The organism is Mucilaginibacter sp. (genome assembly GCF_025359345.1).
Lineage (GTDB): Bacteria > Bacteroidota > Bacteroidia > Sphingobacteriales > Sphingobacteriaceae > Mucilaginibacter.
On record NZ_JANYGQ010000034.1, the window covers coordinates 59,041 to 78,940 of the forward strand.

The 19,900-nt window shown below is 44.0% G+C and carries 21 protein-coding genes; 8 read left to right on the plus strand and 13 right to left on the minus strand.

The features are described from left to right. Positions 1-3: 3 nt before the first annotated feature. A complete protein-coding gene (locus Q0R52_RS24210; RefSeq protein ID WP_295799768.1) occupies positions 4-660 on the plus strand; it encodes a hypothetical protein in 657 nt (218 codons plus the stop codon). A gap of 20 nt (positions 661-680) precedes the next feature. Further along, a complete protein-coding gene (locus Q0R52_RS24215) occupies positions 681-1,346 on the plus strand; it encodes an outer membrane beta-barrel protein (RefSeq protein ID WP_295799769.1) in 666 nt (221 codons plus the stop codon). Between the two features lie 48 nt (positions 1,347-1,394). Here the strand turns inward: Q0R52_RS24215 and feoB are convergent, their stop codons facing one another. From feoB to gcvH, 4 genes are all read right to left on the minus strand, one after another. Beyond that, a complete protein-coding gene (gene feoB, locus Q0R52_RS24220; RefSeq protein ID WP_295799772.1) occupies positions 1,395-3,509 on the minus strand; it encodes a ferrous iron transport protein B in 2,115 nt (704 codons plus the stop codon). A gap of 11 nt (positions 3,510-3,520) precedes the next feature. Further along, the gene (locus Q0R52_RS24225) at positions 3,521-3,736 is read right to left on the minus strand and encodes a ferrous iron transport protein A (protein WP_295799774.1); all 216 of its coding nucleotides are present in this window, start codon (positions 3,734-3,736) and stop codon (positions 3,521-3,523) included. Between the two features lie 383 nt (positions 3,737-4,119). Continuing rightward, positions 4,120-4,515 (minus strand): VanZ family protein, encoded by a 396-nt coding sequence (locus Q0R52_RS24230; RefSeq protein WP_295799776.1) that lies wholly within the window; start codon positions 4,513-4,515, stop codon positions 4,120-4,122. Beyond that, the gene (gene gcvH, locus Q0R52_RS24235; RefSeq protein WP_252790028.1) at positions 4,515-4,895 is read right to left on the minus strand and encodes a glycine cleavage system protein GcvH; all 381 of its coding nucleotides are present in this window, start codon (positions 4,893-4,895) and stop codon (positions 4,515-4,517) included. Before gcvH ends, Q0R52_RS24230 begins: the two co-directional genes overlap by 1 nt. Before the next feature lie 156 nt (positions 4,896-5,051). Between gcvH and Q0R52_RS24240 the strand changes: the two genes are divergently transcribed. Beyond that, on the plus strand, positions 5,052-5,627 hold the full coding sequence (locus Q0R52_RS24240; RefSeq protein WP_295799781.1) for a DUF4142 domain-containing protein: 576 nt from the start codon (positions 5,052-5,054) through the stop codon (positions 5,625-5,627). 47 nt (positions 5,628-5,674) lie between these two features. On the opposite strand, the gene lepB is transcribed toward Q0R52_RS24240, so the two are convergent. Beyond that, positions 5,675-6,781 carry a signal peptidase I gene (gene lepB, locus Q0R52_RS24245; RefSeq protein WP_295799783.1) on the minus strand — a complete coding sequence of 369 codons (1,107 nt, stop codon included), beginning with the start codon at positions 6,779-6,781 and terminating at the stop codon, positions 5,675-5,677. Positions 6,782-6,942: 161 nt separating this feature from the next. On the opposite strand from lepB, the gene Q0R52_RS24250 reads away from it, so the two are divergent. Continuing rightward, positions 6,943-8,001 carry a histidine kinase gene (locus tag Q0R52_RS24250; RefSeq protein ID WP_295799786.1) on the plus strand — a complete coding sequence of 353 codons (1,059 nt, stop codon included), beginning with the start codon at positions 6,943-6,945 and terminating at the stop codon, positions 7,999-8,001. Beyond that, a complete protein-coding gene (locus tag Q0R52_RS24255; protein ID WP_295799789.1) occupies positions 7,998-8,717 on the plus strand; it encodes a LytTR family DNA-binding domain-containing protein in 720 nt (239 codons plus the stop codon). The genes Q0R52_RS24250 and Q0R52_RS24255 overlap by 4 nt, the downstream gene beginning before the upstream one ends. A 1-nt stretch (position 8,718) precedes the next feature. Here Q0R52_RS24255 and Q0R52_RS24260 read toward each other — a convergent pair whose 3' ends face one another. Then, a complete protein-coding gene (locus Q0R52_RS24260; RefSeq protein ID WP_295799792.1) occupies positions 8,719-9,717 on the minus strand; it encodes an ABC transporter ATP-binding protein in 999 nt (332 codons plus the stop codon). A gap of 109 nt (positions 9,718-9,826) precedes the next feature. Beyond that, positions 9,827-10,543, minus strand: coding sequence for a hypothetical protein (locus tag Q0R52_RS24265; RefSeq protein WP_295799794.1), 717 nt, complete (start codon positions 10,541-10,543; stop codon positions 9,827-9,829). A 55-nt stretch (positions 10,544-10,598) separates the two neighbouring features. Here Q0R52_RS24265 and Q0R52_RS24270 point away from each other — a divergent pair, with 55 nt between their 5' ends. Both Q0R52_RS24270 and Q0R52_RS24275 read left to right on the plus strand, forming a co-directional pair. Beyond that, complete coding sequence (locus Q0R52_RS24270) at positions 10,599-11,309, plus strand: SAM-dependent methyltransferase (protein ID WP_295799797.1); 711 nt, start codon at positions 10,599-10,601, stop codon at positions 11,307-11,309. Continuing rightward, a complete protein-coding gene (locus tag Q0R52_RS24275; protein ID WP_295799800.1) occupies positions 11,310-12,917 on the plus strand; it encodes an FAD-dependent monooxygenase in 1,608 nt (535 codons plus the stop codon). It abuts the gene before it with no gap. Positions 12,918-13,104: 187 nt separating this feature from the next. Here Q0R52_RS24275 and Q0R52_RS24280 read toward each other — a convergent pair whose 3' ends face one another. The 6 genes from Q0R52_RS24280 to Q0R52_RS24305 form a co-directional block, all read right to left on the minus strand. After that, positions 13,105-13,629, minus strand: coding sequence for a hypothetical protein (locus Q0R52_RS24280; protein WP_295799803.1), 525 nt, complete (start codon positions 13,627-13,629; stop codon positions 13,105-13,107). A gap of 108 nt (positions 13,630-13,737) precedes the next feature. Next, positions 13,738-14,472 (minus strand): intradiol ring-cleavage dioxygenase, encoded by a 735-nt coding sequence (locus tag Q0R52_RS24285; protein WP_295799806.1) that lies wholly within the window; start codon positions 14,470-14,472, stop codon positions 13,738-13,740. A gap of 117 nt (positions 14,473-14,589) precedes the next feature. Next, positions 14,590-15,291 (minus strand): LytTR family DNA-binding domain-containing protein, encoded by a 702-nt coding sequence (locus Q0R52_RS24290; protein WP_295799809.1) that lies wholly within the window; start codon positions 15,289-15,291, stop codon positions 14,590-14,592. Next, positions 15,291-16,499, minus strand: a complete 1,209-nt coding sequence (locus Q0R52_RS24295; RefSeq protein ID WP_295799811.1) for a histidine kinase — start codon at positions 16,497-16,499, stop codon at positions 15,291-15,293. Before Q0R52_RS24295 ends, Q0R52_RS24290 begins: the two co-directional genes overlap by 1 nt. 301 nt (positions 16,500-16,800) lie before the next feature. Next, positions 16,801-17,175 (minus strand): DUF779 domain-containing protein, encoded by a 375-nt coding sequence (locus tag Q0R52_RS24300; protein WP_252790039.1) that lies wholly within the window; start codon positions 17,173-17,175, stop codon positions 16,801-16,803. 137 nt (positions 17,176-17,312) lie between these two features. Beyond that, positions 17,313-18,815: an aldehyde dehydrogenase family protein gene (locus tag Q0R52_RS24305; protein WP_295799817.1), complete on the minus strand. Its 1,503-nt coding sequence runs from the start codon at positions 18,813-18,815 to the stop codon at positions 17,313-17,315. Between the two features lie 158 nt (positions 18,816-18,973). Here Q0R52_RS24305 and Q0R52_RS24310 point away from each other — a divergent pair, with 158 nt between their 5' ends. Continuing rightward, the gene (locus Q0R52_RS24310) at positions 18,974-19,897 is read left to right on the plus strand and encodes an AraC family transcriptional regulator (protein WP_295799820.1); all 924 of its coding nucleotides are present in this window, start codon (positions 18,974-18,976) and stop codon (positions 19,895-19,897) included. The last annotated feature ends 3 nt before the right edge of the window (positions 19,898-19,900 follow it).

Here is a 19,900-nt window from a genome sequence, read left to right on the forward strand (position 1 = left end):
ATCATGAAAAACTTAATAAGGATTTTTCTATTTATAGCCGCTTTGCCGTTGCTTGCAACGGCGCAAAGCAATTACAAGCCGGGCTATGTTATTAACCTGAAAGGCGATACGCTGCGTGGGTTTATAGATTATAGAGGGTGGGACACAAACCCGGACGTAATAAAATTTAAACAGGCACAAACCAGCACAGTTGAGAGGCTGACCGTAAATGAAATTAACTTTTTCAGTCTTGATAAAGTTGTCTCCTACAAGAAATATACAGGCACCCTGTCAATGGATAATGCCAACCCCGACAACGTACAGGAAAATAGGGATACCACTTTTAAGATAGCATCGGTGTTTTTGAAAGTGCTGCAAAAGGGTAAAAATGTCGCTTTATATTCTTATTCGGATAATATAAAAACAAGGCTGTTTATTGGCGACCAGCCCAACTATCAACCTGCTGAACTGGTTTACAGGTTGTATTACGACATGGAAGCGGTAAAGATTTTCGAGCACGGCCGTACGGTTAACGAAAACACCTACATGTCGCAATTATATACGCTTGCTGCTAAATACAATGCGGTTTCGACCGCATTGCAGCGCGATATCGAGGATTCCGCCTATAGGGAATATTATGTATTGCAGATTGTTAAAAAAATAAACGAAGCGGTCAAATAATGTATCTAACAAACTCAGGCATGAAAAAATATCTTTATACCACTTTAGTAGCGCTCTTTTTTATTCCCTTTTTTGCAGTTGCGCAGGACACCACACCCGATAAAATATTTTTCTACGGCGCGGTCGCGATGAATATCACAACTAATACGCCGGGTTCAACGGCACCCTATGCTCAAAACGGCGGAAAAGCTTATACTTCGTATCTGCCTGCGTTTTCTTTTGGCTTTAGCGCCCCTACCGACCCCAATAGCGGAAAAGTGTGCTTCAGGGGCGAGCTATCCGTTTCTTTTTCAAAATATAACTCGCAATATAAAAACAGGGCGTATCCATATGTTAGCGCCCGGGCATCGTATAATGAAATGTCAATAGGGTTTACGCCACAAATAATCTATAATTTTTATAATGCTCAAAACTTTAAAATATATGCGGGGGCGGGTCTTAATATCTCAAAGCCATCATATAGCAAAGTATATTACGGTCCTCAGGACCCTGGCACTTATTTCCCGCCGAACAACACCTATGATTTTGTCGATTTTGATACCCGGGTTTTATTAAAAGGCGGCATACAGGTACATAAGCACTTTGAAGTGTTTTTTAATTATTTAACAAACGCCGAAACGACTAACCGAGGCTATTTTCAGTTAAATAAAAACACCGAGCAGGTTGGTGTAAATTATATCTTATAAATTGGAGGGAACTGTGGAATGGCATCAAAACACGGACATTAGACCTGTTTATTTGAGCAGATTATACGCCAGCAAACTCGCTGCATAAGCCAGAATTGTCATATAAGCAAATTGTATAGCCGGCCAGCGCCAATTTTTAGTTTCGCGGTAAACTACGGCCACGGTGCTGGCACACTGCATGGCAAACGCGTAAAACATCATTAACGAGAAAGCCACCGCCAGAGAAAACACCGGCTTGCCTGTCTCCGGATTTTTAGCTGAGCCCATCTTTTTTTGTACCGATTCTATTTTTTCAGCATTGCCGTCAACGCTGTAAATGGTGGCCATGGTGCCTACAAATACCTCGCGGGCAGCAAATGAGGTTATAAGTGCTATACCAATTTTCCAATCAAACCCCAATGGCCTGATAGCTGGTTCTATAAAATGTCCCAATGCCCCGGCATAAGAGTTTTCCAGCTTTTCGGAGTTAATAGCCCGGGTAAGATCATCAGGTTTTAGTTTTTGAGCGTATTGTGGCTGTTTATACTTTTGTTCGATTTTTGCAAAGCGGTCGCCCGGACCGTAAGATGCCAGCACCCAAAGAATGACAGACACAGCGATAATTACTTTACCGGCTTGCAATACGAAAGCTTTCGATCGGTCATACATGCTGTAGGCAACATTGTTCCAGCGGGGCATGCGGTACACCGGCAGTTCCATAATAAAATAGCCGCGTTCCCGCCCTTGTAATATCAGCTTAAAGGCAAACGCTACCACTACTGCGGATATGAGGCTGAATATATACATGCCTGTTAATGCTAACCCCTGGAGGTTAAATACCCACCAAACATTGCGGTTAGGTACCACCAAACCGATAAGCAATACATAAATAGGCAACCGGGCCGAACAGGTAACCAACGGGGTAACCATAATGGTTATCATCCTGTCTTTCCAGTTCTCGATTGTACGGGTGCTCATAATTGAGGGCACAGCACACGCAAAGCCACCAATAAGAGGCACTACCGATTTACCGTTGAGGCCAACCTTGCGCATCAGCTTATCCATCATAAACGTAACCCGCGACATATACCCGGTATCTTCCAGTATGGATATAAAAGCAAAAAGGATAGCTATTTGGGGGATAAATACCATTACGCCGCTCAAGCCGCCCAGTACACCATCAACAACCAGCCCTGTTAACGGGCCGGCCGGTAAAACCTGGTGCAGGAAGTTTTGGGCCCAGGCAAACAGGTCACCAATTTTTTCCATCGGGTAGGCCGACCATGAAAAAATAGACTGGAACATAAATAATAATATCCCAAGGAAAATAAACAGGCCGAATACCCGGTGGGTAAGCACCTTGTCTATCTTATTACTTACGGTTTCGTCCTTTGCGGTTTCCGGTATTTTAACCGTGTCGTACAACAGATCATTAATAAAGCTGTAACGGGCAATGGTTTCTGCACCCTGCGCTTTTTGCGAGTGGAACGAAAATTCCTTTTCAAGCTCCTCAATCCGGTCGCTTTGCTGTGGTGTTAAAAACTTTACGGTTTCATGCTGGTGGGCAAGCTGCAGGGCGAAGTACGGGTTATCGAGTTTTAATTCTTCGCTTATTTGTGCTATCAGCTGCGGGGCTATTGCCTCCACATCAATCGAAGGCTCCTGCAGCGCAATTTTGTTGGCAAAGCCGATTGCTGCTTTTAGTTTATCGATGCCTTCCACTTTGCGCGCCGAAATGGGAATGACGGGCACGCCGAGTTTTTTGGCAAATAGATCAATATCGATAGTTATCCCTGCCTTTTTCGACAGGTCAATCATATTTAATGCAACGATAACCGGTATTTTAAGGTCGGCAACCTGGCTGTAGAGCAGTAAATTACGTTTGAGGTTAGTTGCATCAATAATTACGACAACCAAATCGGGTGTGTGGGCATTTGCCTTATCGGCCAATACAGAAAATACAATAGATTCGTCCTGGCTTTTCGGATAAAGACTGTAAGTGCCCGGAAGGTCAATTATTTCGGCCGTGCGGCCATCAGGCAGGGTGCAAATGCCGGTTTTTTTATCAACCGTTACCCCTGGAAAGTTTCCAATTTTTTGATTTAAACCGGTTAATGTGTTAAAAAGAGTTGACTTACCGGTGTTGGGGTTTCCTACTAGCGCAACTCTTATATCGGCCTTCAATGGTTAACGTGCTACTGCAGTATAATGGTCGACGCTTCAAATTTCCGGAGGCTGAGCTGGTAACCCGATACGTTGATAGCAATTGGGTCGCCAAGCGGCGCAACGCGCGACACGGTGATTGACTCGCCGGGCAAGCAACCCATTTCCATTAATTTAACCGACATTTCAAGGTCAGTAAACTCTTTTACAATTCCAATTTCACCGGGTACAAGTTCTGAAAGCGTCATATCTTTATTTAAAACTTAGGTCAAATGTAAAGCTTATTTAAATTAAATCCAAATAAGGAGTAGCAAAATTTACATCATGGTGTTAGTTTTACGAAAATGCGCCTGAAATAGTTGTCGGTGCCCGTTTTTACTTAATAATAATTACACCAGGCGTTGTTTTTGCGGGTGCTTCAGCCTTGGCGGTAAAAGGACATCTAAAACGAGCAGGGAGTAGTTGGGGAGTAAAATTTCATTCAAGAGGCTGACAATTAGCCAATTAAGCCATTCCTGCTTTTGGAAGAACCGTATGGTTTACACTCCCAAAGGTGGGGCAACCGCAACCTTTATGGAATATACCGCATGAGGAAAGAGCAAGTAACCCAAAGAGCGCTAAAAAGATGAGTTTATTTTTTTTCATAGCTTGTTGCTTTAAGCATTATAAAGATACTAAATGCCGCCATTAAAACCCCTATAATATCGGCGAACAAATCGTTCCACTCGCCGCTTCGCCAGGTAAAGATATATTTTTGCAGTATTTCAATCGTTCCGCCGTAAATAACAGTAATAACGGTTAGTATTGCTATTGCTTTAACGGATAGAACGACCGGAGTATGTTTCCTTGTATAACCGGCTGTAATGAAAACCATCATCACAAAAAACAACCCGCAGTGCACCAGTTTATCAAAGCCCGGGAAAAACAAAGGCGATGCGGAAACTTCGCCCAGCTTAATACTGCAAAGTATTAAAATAAACAAGGCCCACAAAATTGCGGGCCAGTAATATTTTAAAGCGACTTTCATTAAGCCCCAACAAGCGATTGGTAGCTATCGGCAGATAATAAGGCATCAACCGAAGCAGCGTCTGAAACAGTGATTTTAACCATCCAGCCTTCGCCGTACGGATCGGAGTTTACCAGTTCGGGCTGTTTATCCAGCGCTGGGTTAACCTCATTAATTGTACCGGCTACCGGCATAAAAAGGTCAGATACGGTTTTAACCGCCTCAACAGTGCCAAAAACTTCATCTTTGGCTACTTCCTTACCTAACGAATTAATATCGATATAAACTATGTCACCAAGTTCGCGCTGTGCAAATTCGGTAATGCCTATGTATGCAACATCGCCTTCAACTCTTATCCACTCGTGGTCTTTGGTGTACTTTAATCCTGCCGGAAATTCCATGATTTTTTTGATTTAATGGGTCAAAAATAATAAAACTTTAAGCTAACGCAATAGGTAACAATTTAATAAATTGATTGCTGGCATGTCACCCGACTTTATTAATAGAAACTAAACGAAGTCTGCTTTGTTTATAATGTCCTTAACAACATCAAATTTATGAAAAAGCTAAGCCTGTGGATTTCGGTTATAATCATTGCCCTATCCGCTAACGCGTGTAAAAACAACAAGCACGACAGCGTGTCAAAAGCCGATAGCCTTAATAAAGTGAAAGACACTACCAAAAGTTTAAGCATAGCTGTTGACCGGGTTGATGCCGAATTTACTGTTAAAGCAGCCAGCGGCGGCATGGCCGAAGTGGAACTTGGCAAACTGGCGCAGCAAAAGGGAGTAAGCAAGCAGGTTAAAAACTTTGGAGCCATGATGGTAACAGACCACTCAAAAATTAATGATTTTATAAGGGCGCTGGCTGTAACCAAAAATATATCTATCCCAAAAGCACCCGGTGCACGTGATCATAAGGCTATCGGCAAACTCGCAGGAAAATCGGGGAAAGCGTTTGATAAGGCTTACATTAATAGCATGATTGACGACCACAAAGCTGATATCAAATTATTTGAAACAGCCGCCAAAAAATGTATCGATCCTGATGTTAAATCCTTTGCGGTAAAAAATCTCCCTATTTTGCAGGAACACCTGGATGCTATCAGTGCGATAAAAGACAGCATGGAATAGGGTTAAGAACCAAGAGCCGGGAATCAAGTGGACCGGGAAATCGCAGCTTAATTAATAGTCCTGAAGATCCGGTTCCACCTTATTTTGTCGAAAAACGTACCGGCCGAATCAATGCTCATCCAGGTTATCATGGCTTTTCCTACCACGTGGTCTTCCGGCACATAGCCCCAAAAGCGCGAGTCGAGCGAGTTATGACGGTTATCGCCCATCATCCAGTAATAGTTCATTTTAAAGGTATAGGTATCCGCCTTTTTGCCGTTGATTAAAACCTCTTTCCCTTTTACCTCCACCTTATTGTTTTCATAAAGCTCTATTGCCCTGCGGTATAAGACCATGGTCGAGTCGTTTAGCGGAACTGTCCAGCCGCGTTTTGGCATCACCAGGGGGCCGAAGTTGTCCTGGTTCCATTTAAATTTTTCGTTATGAGGAAAAACGGTGGCATCATAGTCACCGGGTGTCTGTACAACGGGAGTTACGCTTTTTATATTGCTAAACCCCTTCAACGTCGCAAGGCTCGATTTGGGAACCGTCATCGCATAAGTGCTGGCGTTTTGTCCCAATACTTCTATATTCAAATCTTTAAGTCCCTGCGGGTTAATATCGGTACCGTTGGTAACAACCTCGTACGTTGTTTGTGATTTTTCGGCGTTTGGTGCAGCTTTTCCATTAATATATACCTGCCCGTTTACAATGGTCAGCCTGTCGCCCGGTGTAGCCTGGCAGCGTTTTATAAGGTTGGTGCGTGCGTCGACTGGTCTTTTATAACTTGGATCAGCTTCTTCTGGTTTATTAAAAACCACGACGTCGCCTTTTTTAACTTCAGTTAAACCCGGTAGGCGGAAGTAGGGAAGTTTAATACCATCCCAATAGGTTTTAATGCTATCTTTTGTAATTGTCGATTCTAAAAAAGGGACTGAAACCGGCGTAAACGGCATCCTTGGGCCGTAGCTTATTTTACTTACAAACAGGTAATCGCCGGTAAGCAGGGTGCCTTTCATCGAGTCCGATGGAATTGCATAAGCCGAAAACAACAAACCGCGGATAATGGTAGATGCAATTAATGCAAATAGTATCGCATCAACCCACTCGCGTGTTTTTGTTTTTTTGGGCTTAATGCCGTTGGCTTTTTTAGTAAAAGGCAGCTTCCATTTCATAGCAAAAGGTTTTTGTAAATGGTTTGACGCACAGGATTATGGTTTGTTACAATTTGCTCCTTTAAAAACTGAGACAATGCTGTCGGCGATTTCGTCATTAAAAATTGGCGTTTGGTGTTTTTAAATGGGCGATACATGCAAACCTGTTATATATTTAGGCAATGAAACGCAAGTATGTAATTTTATTGCACACAGTTTTCTGGGTTTTGTACCTGGCGAATAACGTTTGGAGCTCCATTTCGAGAGCGATACTTACGGGGCATAAAAGCACTCTCCTTAACTTTCCTCTGTTTACTAAATACCTGGTTGTGGAAACAGGGTATATAATTATCCCCTTAGCATGTTTTTACGCTGCCTGTTTATTGGTGGCCCCGCAAATAACCGTTAAAAAAAGCTATGGTAAGGCGGCGCTGTTCACCCTGCTAACGGCGCTATTTATCATCGTTTACAGGTACGCGCTGGAATATTATTTCTTTTTGCCGGTACTTGGCTTTGATAATTACAACGGCAACGCCTGGCCTGCCGGCAGGTACATAACCAACATCCTGCTTTTTTATTTCCCAAGTTATTTTATATACGGGCTGATGTATTTTTTTATAACCGACTGGTACAAAAACCGACACTGGCAGCAAGAACTTGAAAAGGAAAAAGCTGCTGCTGAACTAACCTTTTTACGATCGCAGTTAAACCCCCATTTTTTGTTCAACAGCATCAATGATATTTACTCGCTCACTTACCAGCAGTCGGACCAGGCACCGGCTGCTTTGCTAAAACTGTCGGACATATTGCGTTATATGCTGCGCGAAGGCGGGCAGGATACCATGCCGCTGCAAAGCGAAGTTAAATACCTTGAAAACGTAATTGAACTGCAGCGCATCAGCACCAAGGGCGCCGCCAGTATTAATTTCAATATTGAAGGGTATATTGGCGGGCAAAAAATAGCCACATTGCTTTTAATTGCCTTTGTTGAAAACGCTTTTAAACATGGCATATTAACCGACCCGGAAAACCCTGTTGACATTAGCCTAGCGGCCACGAATGACAAAATTGACTTTTACGTGCACAATAAAAAGAATGACCATCAAAAAGATAAAACACCGGGCATAGGCTTAAACAATGTGCACCGGCGGCTTGCATTAATGTACCCCGGAAAACACAGGTTGGTAATTACTGATGATGCCGGATTTTATACCGTTACTTTAAATCTGAAGGTAATATGAAACTAAGATGCCTGGTAGTTGATGATAAGCCTTTGGCCATTGATGTGCTGGCCGACTACGCCGGCAAAGTTCGGTTTTTAGACTTGGTTGCCACTACAACAAACCCAATTGAAGGGTTAAATATTGTGAGGGAACAAAACATCGACCTTGTTTTTTTAGATATCCAAATGCCGGAGCTTAATGGGATGCAGTTTATTAAATTAGCAGGCAAGCAATGCAAAATAGTGCTTACCACCGCCTATGCCGACTATGCGCTTGACGGTTTTGAACACGATGTGGTCGACTACATTTTAAAGCCTATTGCTTTTGAACGATTTTACCGGGCGGCCGAAAAGGCATTAAATTTATCCTTACACAAACCAACGCCAGGCAACGAAAGTCCGCTTGTCTCGCAACAACCACCACCAGAGTACTTATTTGTAAAAACAGAACATCGCATCCAAAAAATAAACCTGGCTGATATTTTATACGTCGAGGCGCTGCAAAACTATGTATCGCTTAATACCACAAACGGCCGCGTGATGAGTTTGCAGCCTTTAAAGAAAATTGAAGAACAACTGCCGGCTGCAGAATTTGTTCGGGTGCATAAGTCCTATATCGTATCGTTAAGGCATATCGGCTCAGTTGAACGCAGCCGGATATTTATTGGCGATACTATTATACCTGTTGAGGATAGCTACCGGGAAGGGTTTTACAAGTTGATAGACAAAGGCTGAATTAATACTCCAGCCACTTGTTCAGCTTCAAATTAACCTTGTTGCCTTCGGCGTATTTGCCGAACTGGTCGTTAAGTACGCGGATGGTTACGCCGTTGTACTCAAGTATTAAATCCTCATAACAACCTTTAAATAACACCTGCGTTACTTCCCAGTCGTTGTTGGTCCAGGTCTTAACGGTTTCAATCCATTCGGGGTAGATCACTACGTGTTCGGATTTTGTTTTCAGTCCACAAATTTTTGCTTCAGCAGCGGTTAGTACTGTGCAATTGGTTAGCAACCGGGCGGTGTACAGATTTTTCGGGGCCTGGTACATTTCTTTAGGATTTCCTAACTCAAGGATGTTACCGTCTTTCAGCACGATCAATTCATCAGCCATTGAAAGCACTTCGGCCGGGTCGTGCGATACAATGATTACGGTAAGGCCGGTTTCTTTAACAATCCGCCTGATATCCTGCTGCAAGCCCTCGCGGAACGAGGTATCAACCTGGTTAAAAGGCTCGTCAAGCAAAAGCACGTCCGGGCTGGTTATCAATGCACGGGCTATGGCTACCCGCTGCCTTTCGCCCCCGCTAAGGTCGGCTACCCGTTTATCGGCAATGCCGGTCATTTTTAGCTGGGTAAGCATTTGTTCGGTTTTCTGTTGTTTGGCTTTAAGGTCGGTGCTGGGCAGCATAATTGCTACGTTATCACGAACCTTGGCAAAAAGGTTCAAATCGTCCGATTGCTGGGTGACCATTTTCATCGAGTCGTGGCCGGGTATCAGCTTTTCCTCCGGCCCCCAAATGCGTTCGCCTTTAAATTTTACTGTGCCGTTATCCGGCGACAATAAACCATACAGCAACTTTAACAGCGTACTTTTCCCACTGCCGCTTTCACCAATAATAGCGGTTATAAGTCCTTGATTTATGGTTAAATCTGTTTTATTAATTCCCGAGTTTTGTGCACCAGGGTATACCTTGCTTACCGAAACCGCCTGCAAAAAGGGTGTATTTGCCATCGGCGGTAAAGATAAACTAAGATTTTTAGGATTAAAAGATTGCGGGATTTTTAATCCTATTTTCAAGAAATCCTATAATCCAACCAATCCTATAAATCTTAGTTTAGTTTTACGCAGCCTTCGAAATATATTTCACCAAACTCCTTTTTGCCACCGGCAGCAGGGTTTGCTCGAGCGGGAAGGTGATATCGCTTTGCACATAATAAACTGCGGGGTTAGGCATGTATTGGTTGCGGCGGATGAGGTTGAGCTTTAAGGCCTCCGGCGTATTCAAAATACTTTCCTCATAGGTGTCAATAAAATTAATGTTGATGCCGCGGTACTTATCGTCCTTGTTTTCAAATATGGTTATGTTATACTCGTAAATAAAGTTGGTGCGTTGGCGGCCATTGCGAAGCGAAAAGTAGCCATTGAACGGTTGCAGCGGCACAATGCCCACAGGGTCGATATTTAGCTGGCTTTCCACAAAATCGTAGATCTCTTTGCCGGTTTGTATAGCTGGGTCCATCTTTTGCAGTGCGTAGGCTATTATCTGTTCAATTTCGCGCATCGAGCTGTCATCGTCCACAATTTTTTGATACGTGAGTTTTACAGCGGCAATGTCGGCCTGGGTTAAACGCTGTGGAAATGCCTGCTGCAGCATGCTTTTGTTCTTCTTGAAATACAGTAGATTGTTGTAATGAAATATTAAATCGGTAAGGTTGGGGTAAAGTTTACTCTTGTCGAAATAGCGATTTATCTCTTGCAGATAGTCGAGCAGGATATACTTTTTATACTCAAAATCGATAGAACCTTCTATAAACCAGTTAATGCCTAATGATTTCATATTTTCAATTCCCTTTCAATAGCTTAAATTAAACAAAAAACAGCAATTTTGCAATATGCCTTTAGGAACACTTTATTTAATACCCGTACCCCTTGCCGACGATGCCGCTGCGAAGTCATTCACCCCTTACCTTGTTGATACCATAAACAGTATTAAAGAATACATTGTGGAGAATGAAAAAACGGCCCGCAGGTTTTTAAAAGAGGCCGGGTTAAAAACACCACAAAGCGAGCTGGTGATACACGATTATGGCAAACATAACCGTGCTGACGGCACAGCCGAGTTTTTTAAAGGACTACAAGCAGGCAACGACGTTGGCCTGATGAGCGAAGCAGGCTGCCCCGGCGTTGCCGATCCGGGCGCCGAGTTGGTAGAAAAGGCTCACCGCATGGGTATAAAAGTTGTTCCTTTGGTTGGCCCAAGCTCTATTTTAATGGCGCTGATGGCATCAGGCTTTAGCGGGCAAAGTTTTACATTTCATGGTTATTTACCTATAGACAAGGCAGCACGCAGTAAAAAGATAAAAGAGCTGGAAATACTTTCCGAAAAAAACGACCAAACGCAGCTATTTATCGAAACGCCTTTCCGCAACAACCCTATGCTGGAAGAGATTTTGAAAACAGCGCACCCCAAAACACGTTTATGTATAGCGTGCGATATAACCGCAGCAACAGAATTTATACAAACAAAAACCATTGCCGACTGGCAAAAGAAAGCGCCCGAATTGCATAAACGGCCCGCAATTTTTTTAATATATCACAGATAATTGCTCATTACAGCAACACATACCAAAGTACTGATAGTTGGCGCCGGTCCATCCGGCCTGATGATGGCTGCACAGTTGCTAAGATATGGCATCATCCCTATAATTATAGATATTAAACAAGGCCCTACCGACGAATCAAAAGCGTTGGCGGTACAAGCACGCTCGCTGGAGATTTACCGGCAGATGGGTGTTATTGACCGTGTGATTGAAAACGGCAAACAGGCCAAAGCTGTAATTTTTAACGAGGATGGTAAGCAAGTAGCCAGCCTGGCTATGGAAAATGTAGGCGAAGGACAAACCCGCTTCCCTTACATCCTGCTTTACCCGCAAAGCAAAAATGAGCGTGTGCTGCTTGATTATTTAACCATTAACTGTTGCCCGGTTTATTGGGCGACTACCCTTAAATCGTTAAAACAGACTAATAGGCAGGTTGAAGTAGAATTGCACAATGGCGAAGACATTACTTTCATTAATTGTGACTGGGTAGTTGGATCTGATGGTGCACATAGTACGGTGCGCAAACAATTGAACATCCCGTTTGCAGGAGACACTTACAGCCATAATTTTTACCTGGCTGATGTGGAGCTGGGAGGTAATCATTTTGATAACGATAAGGTGAACCTGTTCCTGGCTAAAAATGGATTCTCGGCTTTTTTCCCGATGCCGGAGGCCAGGCGTTTTCGTGTGTTGGGCAACCTGCCGGATGAGATGGTGAAAAAAGAAGATTTAACAATAGAAGACATCCTGCCCGGACTCGAAAAAAACACTGGTAAACCAATAGAAATAAAAAAAACTTACTGGTTTACCAGCTACCGCCTGCACCACCGTATGGCCGATAGCTTCAGGGTGCAGCGCTGTTTTTTGGTGGGCGATGCAGCGCATATCCATTCGCCGGTTGGCGGACAGGGTATGAACACCGGCTTGCAGGATGCCTATAACCTGGCCTGGAAATTGGCCGGAGTTGTTAACGGGCGATTTGATGAGAAAATATTAGACAGTTATGCCGCTGAACGGATGCCGGTAGCCAAAAGGTTACTAAGCACCACCGATAAGGTGTTCAACATCATAATATCGCGCAACTGGATTAACCGGGTTTTTAAACGCTGGATAATACCCCCATTACTTAAGCTGGCTTGGGGTAATGAAAAACTACGGGCAACATTTTTTAAACAGGTATCGCAAATTGCCATCAGCTATCGCGATAGCAGTATCAACCTGCATGTGGCCCAATCAACCCAAATAAAGGCCGGCGACAGGCTGCCGTACTTAAAAGTATTCGACGAAAAGAAACAACTGGAAACCGACCTGCACGAATGGTGTACTAAACCAGGCTTTACGCTTATTGTATTAGGCAAATTGGCAGAAGGCGACCTGTTTGCCATCGCCAAATGGATAACCGTAAAATATCCCGGTATGCTTAACTTTTTCTACCTGCCGCAATCGACAAAAAACCAGCATATATTTGATGCATTTGAGGTAAATATCAAAGTGGGTAAATCAATAATCGTGCGGCCTGATATGTACATCGGCTTTATGAACGATAAGATCGATATGGTGCTGATGGAGAACTATTTAAAGAACGTTGTCAGCGTAGTTGATAGTCCATAGACCATGGACGATAGACCATAGTAGCGGCAACTTTATAGTCATGGTCTATAGACCATGGACTAATAAAAAGCGCCTGCACTCTCCAATGCAGACGCCAAACAACAATTATTATTAAAAAAGGGGTATTACTCGCTAATGCGGGACGGTTTCGCTGATAACCGAATCGCTGATTTTCACCACCAAATGGCTACTTAAAACTACCAGCTTCCTCAACAATTTCCTGGTAAGTAGCTATTGATAAATCGGGCTGCATCTTTATTACGAATGTGAGCGCAGGTTCATTATCAGCAGGATTATCTTTGGTAAGTAGCAGGTATTCCCCCATAAAATCAATCAACATTAATGTTTCTGTTTGATAATTGATTGCTACTTTATGTAACTGCACATCTTCGGTGTGTGATTCTATCAGCTCAAAAGCTGCCGTTTCAAATGCCAGCTTATTGCCCAGGTTATCTTTCAATACTGGTATTTTATTATTGAGCTGGTCAATAAAATGCAGCACAGAAAAACTGAGCTTATAATGCAGCGAGTTTGCACGGCCGTCGTTGGCCTTCATACGGCTGAAAGTTTTAAACTTGCCGTCCAGATTATAGGCCTGCGATTTAAGCAGGAACTCCTGGTATGATGCCTGTATGATCGCTTTTTCAAATGCACTTTCAGATTGTGCATCAATTACCTGTTTATAAACCAATTTTATTTTTGCCTTGTACATGGTTTGTTTTTTATTTCGGGCGTATGCAATACGCCCCTACAATTTTGCCTGTTAAATGTGCCGTTTAACGTTGGGGCGTATTACACACGCCCTAACCACGATTAATACCTACAACGCCAACCCAATATTATGCGAACCGCTATACCCCGCAGAGATGCTGCCCACCAATGCAACGGTTTCGTTAGCAAGGTCGGTGGCCGAGTCGCCGAGGATACTGTCATTGGCGTTCCGGGTTGGGTTTACACCGAGGGAGTAAAGCGTTGAAACATGTACAGCATCTGATATTGTTTCGGAGAAGGTTATCTGGGTGGTTTTCTTCATCACATTGTTTACATACACTTCCAGGTGTATGTGTGTGGCCCTGCCGCTGTACCAACCCGGGTAAATGGTGGTGAACGTTACTGCTCCGTTTGTAGTGCTAAGCTGGTAACCGCGCAAGAATGTTTGGCCTACGAAGCTTTTGCCGCCGCCCTGGTTGGCATAGCCTGAATAATACCCGTCCTTATTACAATGCCAGATATCCACCCTTGCATCGGCAACCAGGTTACAATTGTCGTTAGCATTTACTACCAGGAAGGTAAGCGTTAACGGCACGCCGGTTTGCCCGGCTGTGATGTCTGCCCTGTTTAGCGGATTGGTTAGCTCGCCGCCTACATATGGGTATGGCCCCTCGGTTTCGGTTGGCGATACTACACAGCTGCTGCTACTGTCGGATGTAGTGGTTGTAGTTGTCCCGGTGGTTGTAGTGCTTTTGGTGATTGATTCTTTTTTACAGCCATCCAATATTAGGGGGCCGGCTGCTGCCGCTACTGCAAACGCTTTCAGAAAGTTTTTCCGCTCCATGGTACAAAAGTTTAATTGTCAATAATTTGATTAACTGTTGTAAACTTATTGCGGATTAACAGGTGTTTCTTAGGAGTGTCGGTGAACGGTAAGTATGTGCCGATAAACCGGCTCTTTTCATTTAAATTTCATCCAGTTACGGGCAAAATCGGTGTAACTGTCACTGATGGGCAGTTCAATACCAGCCAATTGTACCCTGCGGTTATGGATAGATTTTATCTTATTTACAGGCACAATATAGCTGCGGTGTATGCGCTGAAATTTATCGGCGGGCAGTTTTTCCAGCATCTTTTTAAGTGGCATAAGTGTTAAAATTGTTTTGGCATCGTTTACATGGATTTTTATATAATCCTCCATACTCTCGATATATTCAATATTGGCAAGGTCGATTTTCACCATCCGGTATTCAGAGTATACGTAGATGCTTTCATCCTGCTTTTCATTAGCGGCGTTTTTATATTTGTAGTAATCAACCGCCTTTTCCACCGCTTTGGCAAAACGTTTAATATCTATCGGTTTTAATAAATAGTCAATGGCTTCCAGCTCGAAACCTTCGAAGGCAAAGTTTTTATAAGCGGTGGTAAATATCACCAGGGGCTTTTGCTGTAATGAGCGCACCAGTTCAATGCCGGTAATATCGGGCATGTTAATGTCGATAAACAGCAGGTCGGTTGTGCCTTGTTTAAGATATTCGGCTCCGGATATGGCATCCTCAAATGTTTGCACCATTTGCAGTTGCGGGAATTCCAGTACATATTTTGCAATCAGCCTCAGGGCCAGTGGCTCATCGTCAATAGCAATACATCTAAGCCTTTTCATCAGGTTTGCAGGGTGAGGTTAACCGTGTATAAGTTGTTTTGGTTGTTGATAGTTAGTAAATACCTGCCGGGGTATAAATGTTCCAGCCGCTTGCGGGTATTTTTAAGGCCGATGCCGGTGCGGTTGTTTTCGTTTACATCCTGGAAAATACGGTTCTCACAAAAAAAGGCAATCTCATCTTTCGTGGTAGAAATTTTTATAACTATGGCTGATTCTTCGTGCTTGCTTACGCCATATTTAAATACGTTTTCAACAAAGGTTATCAATATAAGCGGGGCAATGCTTTTGGGTTCGATATTACCTGAAACACCAAAATCAATAGTCGTTTTTTTGCCCAGCCGCAGGCGCTGCAACTCAATATAATCATTAATGCAATCCACTTCGCTTTGCAGCGCTACAAAATCGGCATTGGCATCGTCGGTTACATAGCGCATAATATTCGATAGCTTCATGATACTGTCGGGCGCATTATCATCTTTCATTACCGCCAGGGTGTAAATATTATTTAGCGTGTTAAACAGGAAATGCGGGTTTATCTGCGCTTTTAAAAAAGAAAGTTCGGCGCTGGCTTTGTCTGCCTCGGCCTGGGTGGCCCGATGCTCGGTAAGCTGCCATTGCCTTATGGTTTTAATAGCGGTGCTCAAGGCCATTATCATCATAAACAAAAAAAGACTTGTGGTGTCGAAAAACACATGCCTTCCGCCCGGTGCCGGGCCAAACTGTGGCGGTCCTTCACCATAGCTGGGCGGCAAATGTGCCGGCGCTTTGTGCATACCATCATCCGCCGGCGGTGGCCTGTGCCCACCCGGGCCTTCATCAAATGGCGGTGGTGGCGCATGTTCACCGGGATTAATTGTTTGCATAGGAGGAGCTGGCTGGCGCATTGCGGTATTGTTAGGGCCGCGCTCATTATGCCGTAATAAATTATCATAAGGCATTAAATAGTATATGCCGGCATACAATACAATAACCACGAAAGCGTATTGAACATATCGCCTTTTTATGAATAATCTTGGGATAAAAAAATAGCCATTTATGTAAAACAAGAAGATATAAGTGGCACAAAACAGCCAGTAATAAGGCGACAGTAACAACTTAAAACCCTCGCCACCCTGTTGCCCGCCGTTTAAAAACAGCAGCGGGAAGGCCATAAACAACAGCCAGCCCGCAATATGCACCACCACTAAATAGGTTTTAACCCGAAACATATACAAAGCAACGTATTACAAATCACAATTTACAAAATGTATCGGTGATTGGGTAGTTTGTGCGGACGAGACCGGGATTAAACTGATTTGACGGATGCGGAAGGATTTTCATTCTGAACCTTGATTCACAAGATTTAAGGAGTTGCAGGATATTGTCCGAACCTTGATTGTTCACCAGTTGATTGTTTTTTATTGGCGTTCAAGAAGGCTGCGCCGTTCGCTTAACTTTAAGATTGAAGGATGTTCGCCGAAGCAATCATGAAAATCCTTTAGTCGTGCGAATCATGGTTAAGACAAACACTTAATCTTCTATAAACTCCACCGGCTCCAAATCCTTCATTTCCTCATCAGTAAACAGGCGGGAGTGGATCATAAAACGATAACCGGTAGGTATTTCGATTGAAAAGCTGGAACCACGGCCTTTGGTGATGCCGATGGTTAGCTGAGTATGCTGCCAGTATTCAAACTGATCTTTGCTCATCCAAAATTCGCACCCGTCAATAGTGCCAAGCTTAACATCGCTGCCACCAAGCTTAAACTCGCCTTTTTCGAAACACATAGGCGATGAGCCATCGCAACAGCCGCCGCTCTGGTGAAACATCAGGTCGCCGAAGCGGGCTTTAAGTTCTTTTATAAGATTGGAAGCTTCGGCATCAACTAATACTCTTTTTGTCATGGGGTGGTTTTGTGCAAGATACAAAAAGGGAGATGTCATGGTGAGCCTGTCGAACCACGACATGCGGGCAAAAGCCTCTGCGCGCGTCGCCCTTCGACAGGCTCAGGGTGACATCCCCTTATTAAAACAATAAGATGCTAAAAAAAGCCCAGCTTGTTTTTATTGTATGATATCAGCATGTTTTTTGTTTGGCGATAGTGGCCCAGCATCATTTTGTGGTTTTCGCGGCCAAAGCCTGATTTTTTGTAACCGCCAAATGGTGCGTGGGCAGGATAAGCATGATAGTTGTTTACCCAAACCCTACCGGCTTGTATGGCACGCGGTACCTGGTAAATTTCGTGTGCGTCCCGGGTCCACACGCCGGCTCCAAGTCCGTATAAGGTATCGTTGGCAATGGCAATGGCTTCTTCGGTAGTTTTAAAGGTGGTAACGCAGGCAACAGGGCCAAAAATTTCTTCCTGGAAAATGCGCATCTTGTTATGCCCCTTAAACAAGGTTGGCTGTATATAATAGCCGCCGCCAAGTTCGCCGTCCAATTTTTTTACCTCGCCGCCACACAATACTTCCGCCCCTTCTTCGCGGCCAATTTTAAGGTACGATTGTATTTTTTCGTACTGATCGTTCGATGCCTGGGCGCCCATCATGGTATCGCCGTCAAGCGGATTGCCCATTTTTATGGCGTTTGTACGCTCAATTACCCGCGACATAAACTTATCGTAAATGTTTTCGTGCACCAGAATACGCGACGGGCAGGTGCAAACTTCGCCCTGGTTTAAGGCAAACAAAACGGCACCCTCAATGGCCTTGTCGAAAAATTCATCATCGGCGGCACCTACCGATTCAAGGAAAATATTTGGCGATTTGCCGCCCAATTCCATTGTTACCGGTATCAGGTTTTCTGACGCGTATTGCATAATCAACCTGCCGGTAGTGGTTTCGCCGGTAAACGATACCTTGGCGATGCGCGGCGACGATGCCAGCGGCTTTCCTGCCTCGGGGCCGAAACCTGTAACGATATTTAATACGCCCGGAGGCAATATATCCTGTATCAGCTCCATCAGCACCATTATTGATGTTGGCGTTTGCTCGGCGGGTTTTACCACGCAGCAGTTGCCGGCGGCAAGGGCGGGAGCAATTTTCCAGGTAGCCATCAGTAAGGGGAAGTTCCATGGGATAATTTGACCAACTACGCCAATAGGCTCGTGCAGGCAAATGCTTACGGTGTATTCGTCATGTTCGGATATACCGCCTTCTTCGGCGCGGATTACCCCGGCAAAATAGCGGAAGTGGTCGATAACCAAAGGTAAATCGGCAGCCCGTGTTTCGCGGATGGCTTTGCCATTGTCAATACACTCAACTATTGCCAGGTATTCAAGGTTCGCTTCGATAACATCGGCAATTTTGTTAAGTATGGATGCCCTGTAGGCCGCTGATGATTTACCCCAGGTTGCAAATGCTGAATGGGCGGCATCCAATGCAAGCTCTATGTCTTCCTTACCCGAACGGGCGGCCATTGTAAATGCCTTGCCATCAATTGGCGAAATGTTTTCAAAATACTCGCCTTTAACCGGCGGCACAAATTTGCCGCCAATAAAATTGCCGTACTTTTCTTTAAAAGCTGGTTTTGCAGGAATGCTCATGTTTTTTAGTTTTAATTGGTGGTACTAATTTAGGGTTACCACAAACGGGGCATTTGCACGATGGTATCAAATGGTAGCACAATAATATCAATTTGCGCAAGTTGTTGTAAATGAATTATAGTATGCCTAATTTGTACTCCAATAGGCCGCAACCAATTATGACCAATAAAAACCTGGTATCGCCGTTAGCGCTTTCAAACCGCAGGGAAATAAGTACGCTTGTTGAAAACAGGAAGGCCTATACTTTGAACCAGTGCGAGCTTAATATTTTTGAAACTTACCAGCGCAGCGAGCTGGTGCCGCTTACATTTAGCGACCTGGTAATTACGAGCATGTTGCGCGGTAAAAAGGTAATGCATTTGTTTGATCAGCCGGGATTTGATTACCTGCCCGGCGAAACGGTGATTGTGCCCCCTAACATTACCATGAAGATTGATTTCCCGGAGGCAACGGCCAACCAGCCCTCGCAATGCACTGCGCTGGCCATAAACCAGCAGGAAATAATGAGCACGCTTGATTTTTTAAACGAAAATTATCCCCGCGAAGACAACCGTACCTGGAAGCTTAATTATAACCAGTTTCATTTTTTTAATAATTATGAACTTGCTCAGCTTATCAATAAACTCATCCGCATCAGTACCGGGGATGCTTTGACTAAAGATGTGTTAGCCAATCTTACCCTAAAGGAACTGCTGATACGCATTATGCAGATGCAAAACCTGCACGAGGTAAACACCAATATGCACGAGTTGTCGCAAAGCAGCAGGTTTGCTTACGTGGTTGAATACATCAGGATTCATCTTACTGAAAAACTGAATATAGATGCGCTTAGCCAGATGGCTTTTATGAGCAAGCCCAGCTTTTTCCGGGCATTTAAGCATGAGCTGGGGGTATCGCCGGTTGATTACATTATTAAGGAAAGGATACAGTTTGCCAAGCAGTTGATGAATAACCCTTACAACAGCATATCTGAGGCCTGCTTTAAAGCTGGTTTTAATAATCTCAATTATTTCAGCAGGGCCTTCAAGAAGATTGAAGGGATAACCCCGAGTTTATACAAGTCGGGAATTAGAAATGCCTGAAAC

Bases quoted from the DNA above. Each gene is read 5' to 3' on its own strand.
- Q0R52_RS24210 (WP_295799768.1), top strand. From the start codon at position 4: ATGAAAAACTTAATAAGGATTTTTCTATTTATAGCCGCTTTGCCGTTG.
- Q0R52_RS24215 (WP_295799769.1), top strand. From the start codon at position 681: ATGAAAAAATATCTTTATACCACTTTAGTAGCGCTCTTTTTTATTCCC.
- Q0R52_RS24225 (WP_295799774.1), bottom strand. From the start codon at position 3,736: ATGACGCTTTCAGAACTTGTACCCGGTGAAATTGGAATTGTAAAAGAG.
- Q0R52_RS24230 (WP_295799776.1), bottom strand. From the start codon at position 4,515: ATGAAAGTCGCTTTAAAATATTACTGGCCCGCAATTTTGTGGGCCTTG.
- gcvH (WP_252790028.1), bottom strand. From the start codon at position 4,895: ATGGAATTTCCGGCAGGATTAAAGTACACCAAAGACCACGAGTGGATA.
- Q0R52_RS24240 (WP_295799781.1), top strand. From the start codon at position 5,052: ATGAAAAAGCTAAGCCTGTGGATTTCGGTTATAATCATTGCCCTATCC.
- lepB (WP_295799783.1), bottom strand. From the start codon at position 6,781: ATGAAATGGAAGCTGCCTTTTACTAAAAAAGCCAACGGCATTAAGCCC.
- Q0R52_RS24250 (WP_295799786.1), top strand. From the start codon at position 6,943: ATGAAACGCAAGTATGTAATTTTATTGCACACAGTTTTCTGGGTTTTG.
- Q0R52_RS24255 (WP_295799789.1), top strand. From the start codon at position 7,998: ATGAAACTAAGATGCCTGGTAGTTGATGATAAGCCTTTGGCCATTGAT.
- Q0R52_RS24260 (WP_295799792.1), bottom strand. From the start codon at position 9,717: ATGGCAAATACACCCTTTTTGCAGGCGGTTTCGGTAAGCAAGGTATAC.
- Q0R52_RS24265 (WP_295799794.1), bottom strand. From the start codon at position 10,543: ATGAAATCATTAGGCATTAACTGGTTTATAGAAGGTTCTATCGATTTT.
- Q0R52_RS24270 (WP_295799797.1), top strand. From the start codon at position 10,599: ATGCCTTTAGGAACACTTTATTTAATACCCGTACCCCTTGCCGACGAT.
- Q0R52_RS24280 (WP_295799803.1), bottom strand. From the start codon at position 13,629: ATGTACAAGGCAAAAATAAAATTGGTTTATAAACAGGTAATTGATGCA.
- Q0R52_RS24285 (WP_295799806.1), bottom strand. From the start codon at position 14,472: ATGGAGCGGAAAAACTTTCTGAAAGCGTTTGCAGTAGCGGCAGCAGCC.
- Q0R52_RS24290 (WP_295799809.1), bottom strand. From the start codon at position 15,291: ATGAAAAGGCTTAGATGTATTGCTATTGACGATGAGCCACTGGCCCTG.
- Q0R52_RS24295 (WP_295799811.1), bottom strand. From the start codon at position 16,499: ATGTTTCGGGTTAAAACCTATTTAGTGGTGGTGCATATTGCGGGCTGG.
- Q0R52_RS24300 (WP_252790039.1), bottom strand. From the start codon at position 17,175: ATGACAAAAAGAGTATTAGTTGATGCCGAAGCTTCCAATCTTATAAAA.
- Q0R52_RS24305 (WP_295799817.1), bottom strand. From the start codon at position 18,815: ATGAGCATTCCTGCAAAACCAGCTTTTAAAGAAAAGTACGGCAATTTT.
- Q0R52_RS24310 (WP_295799820.1), top strand. From the start codon at position 18,974: ATGACCAATAAAAACCTGGTATCGCCGTTAGCGCTTTCAAACCGCAGG.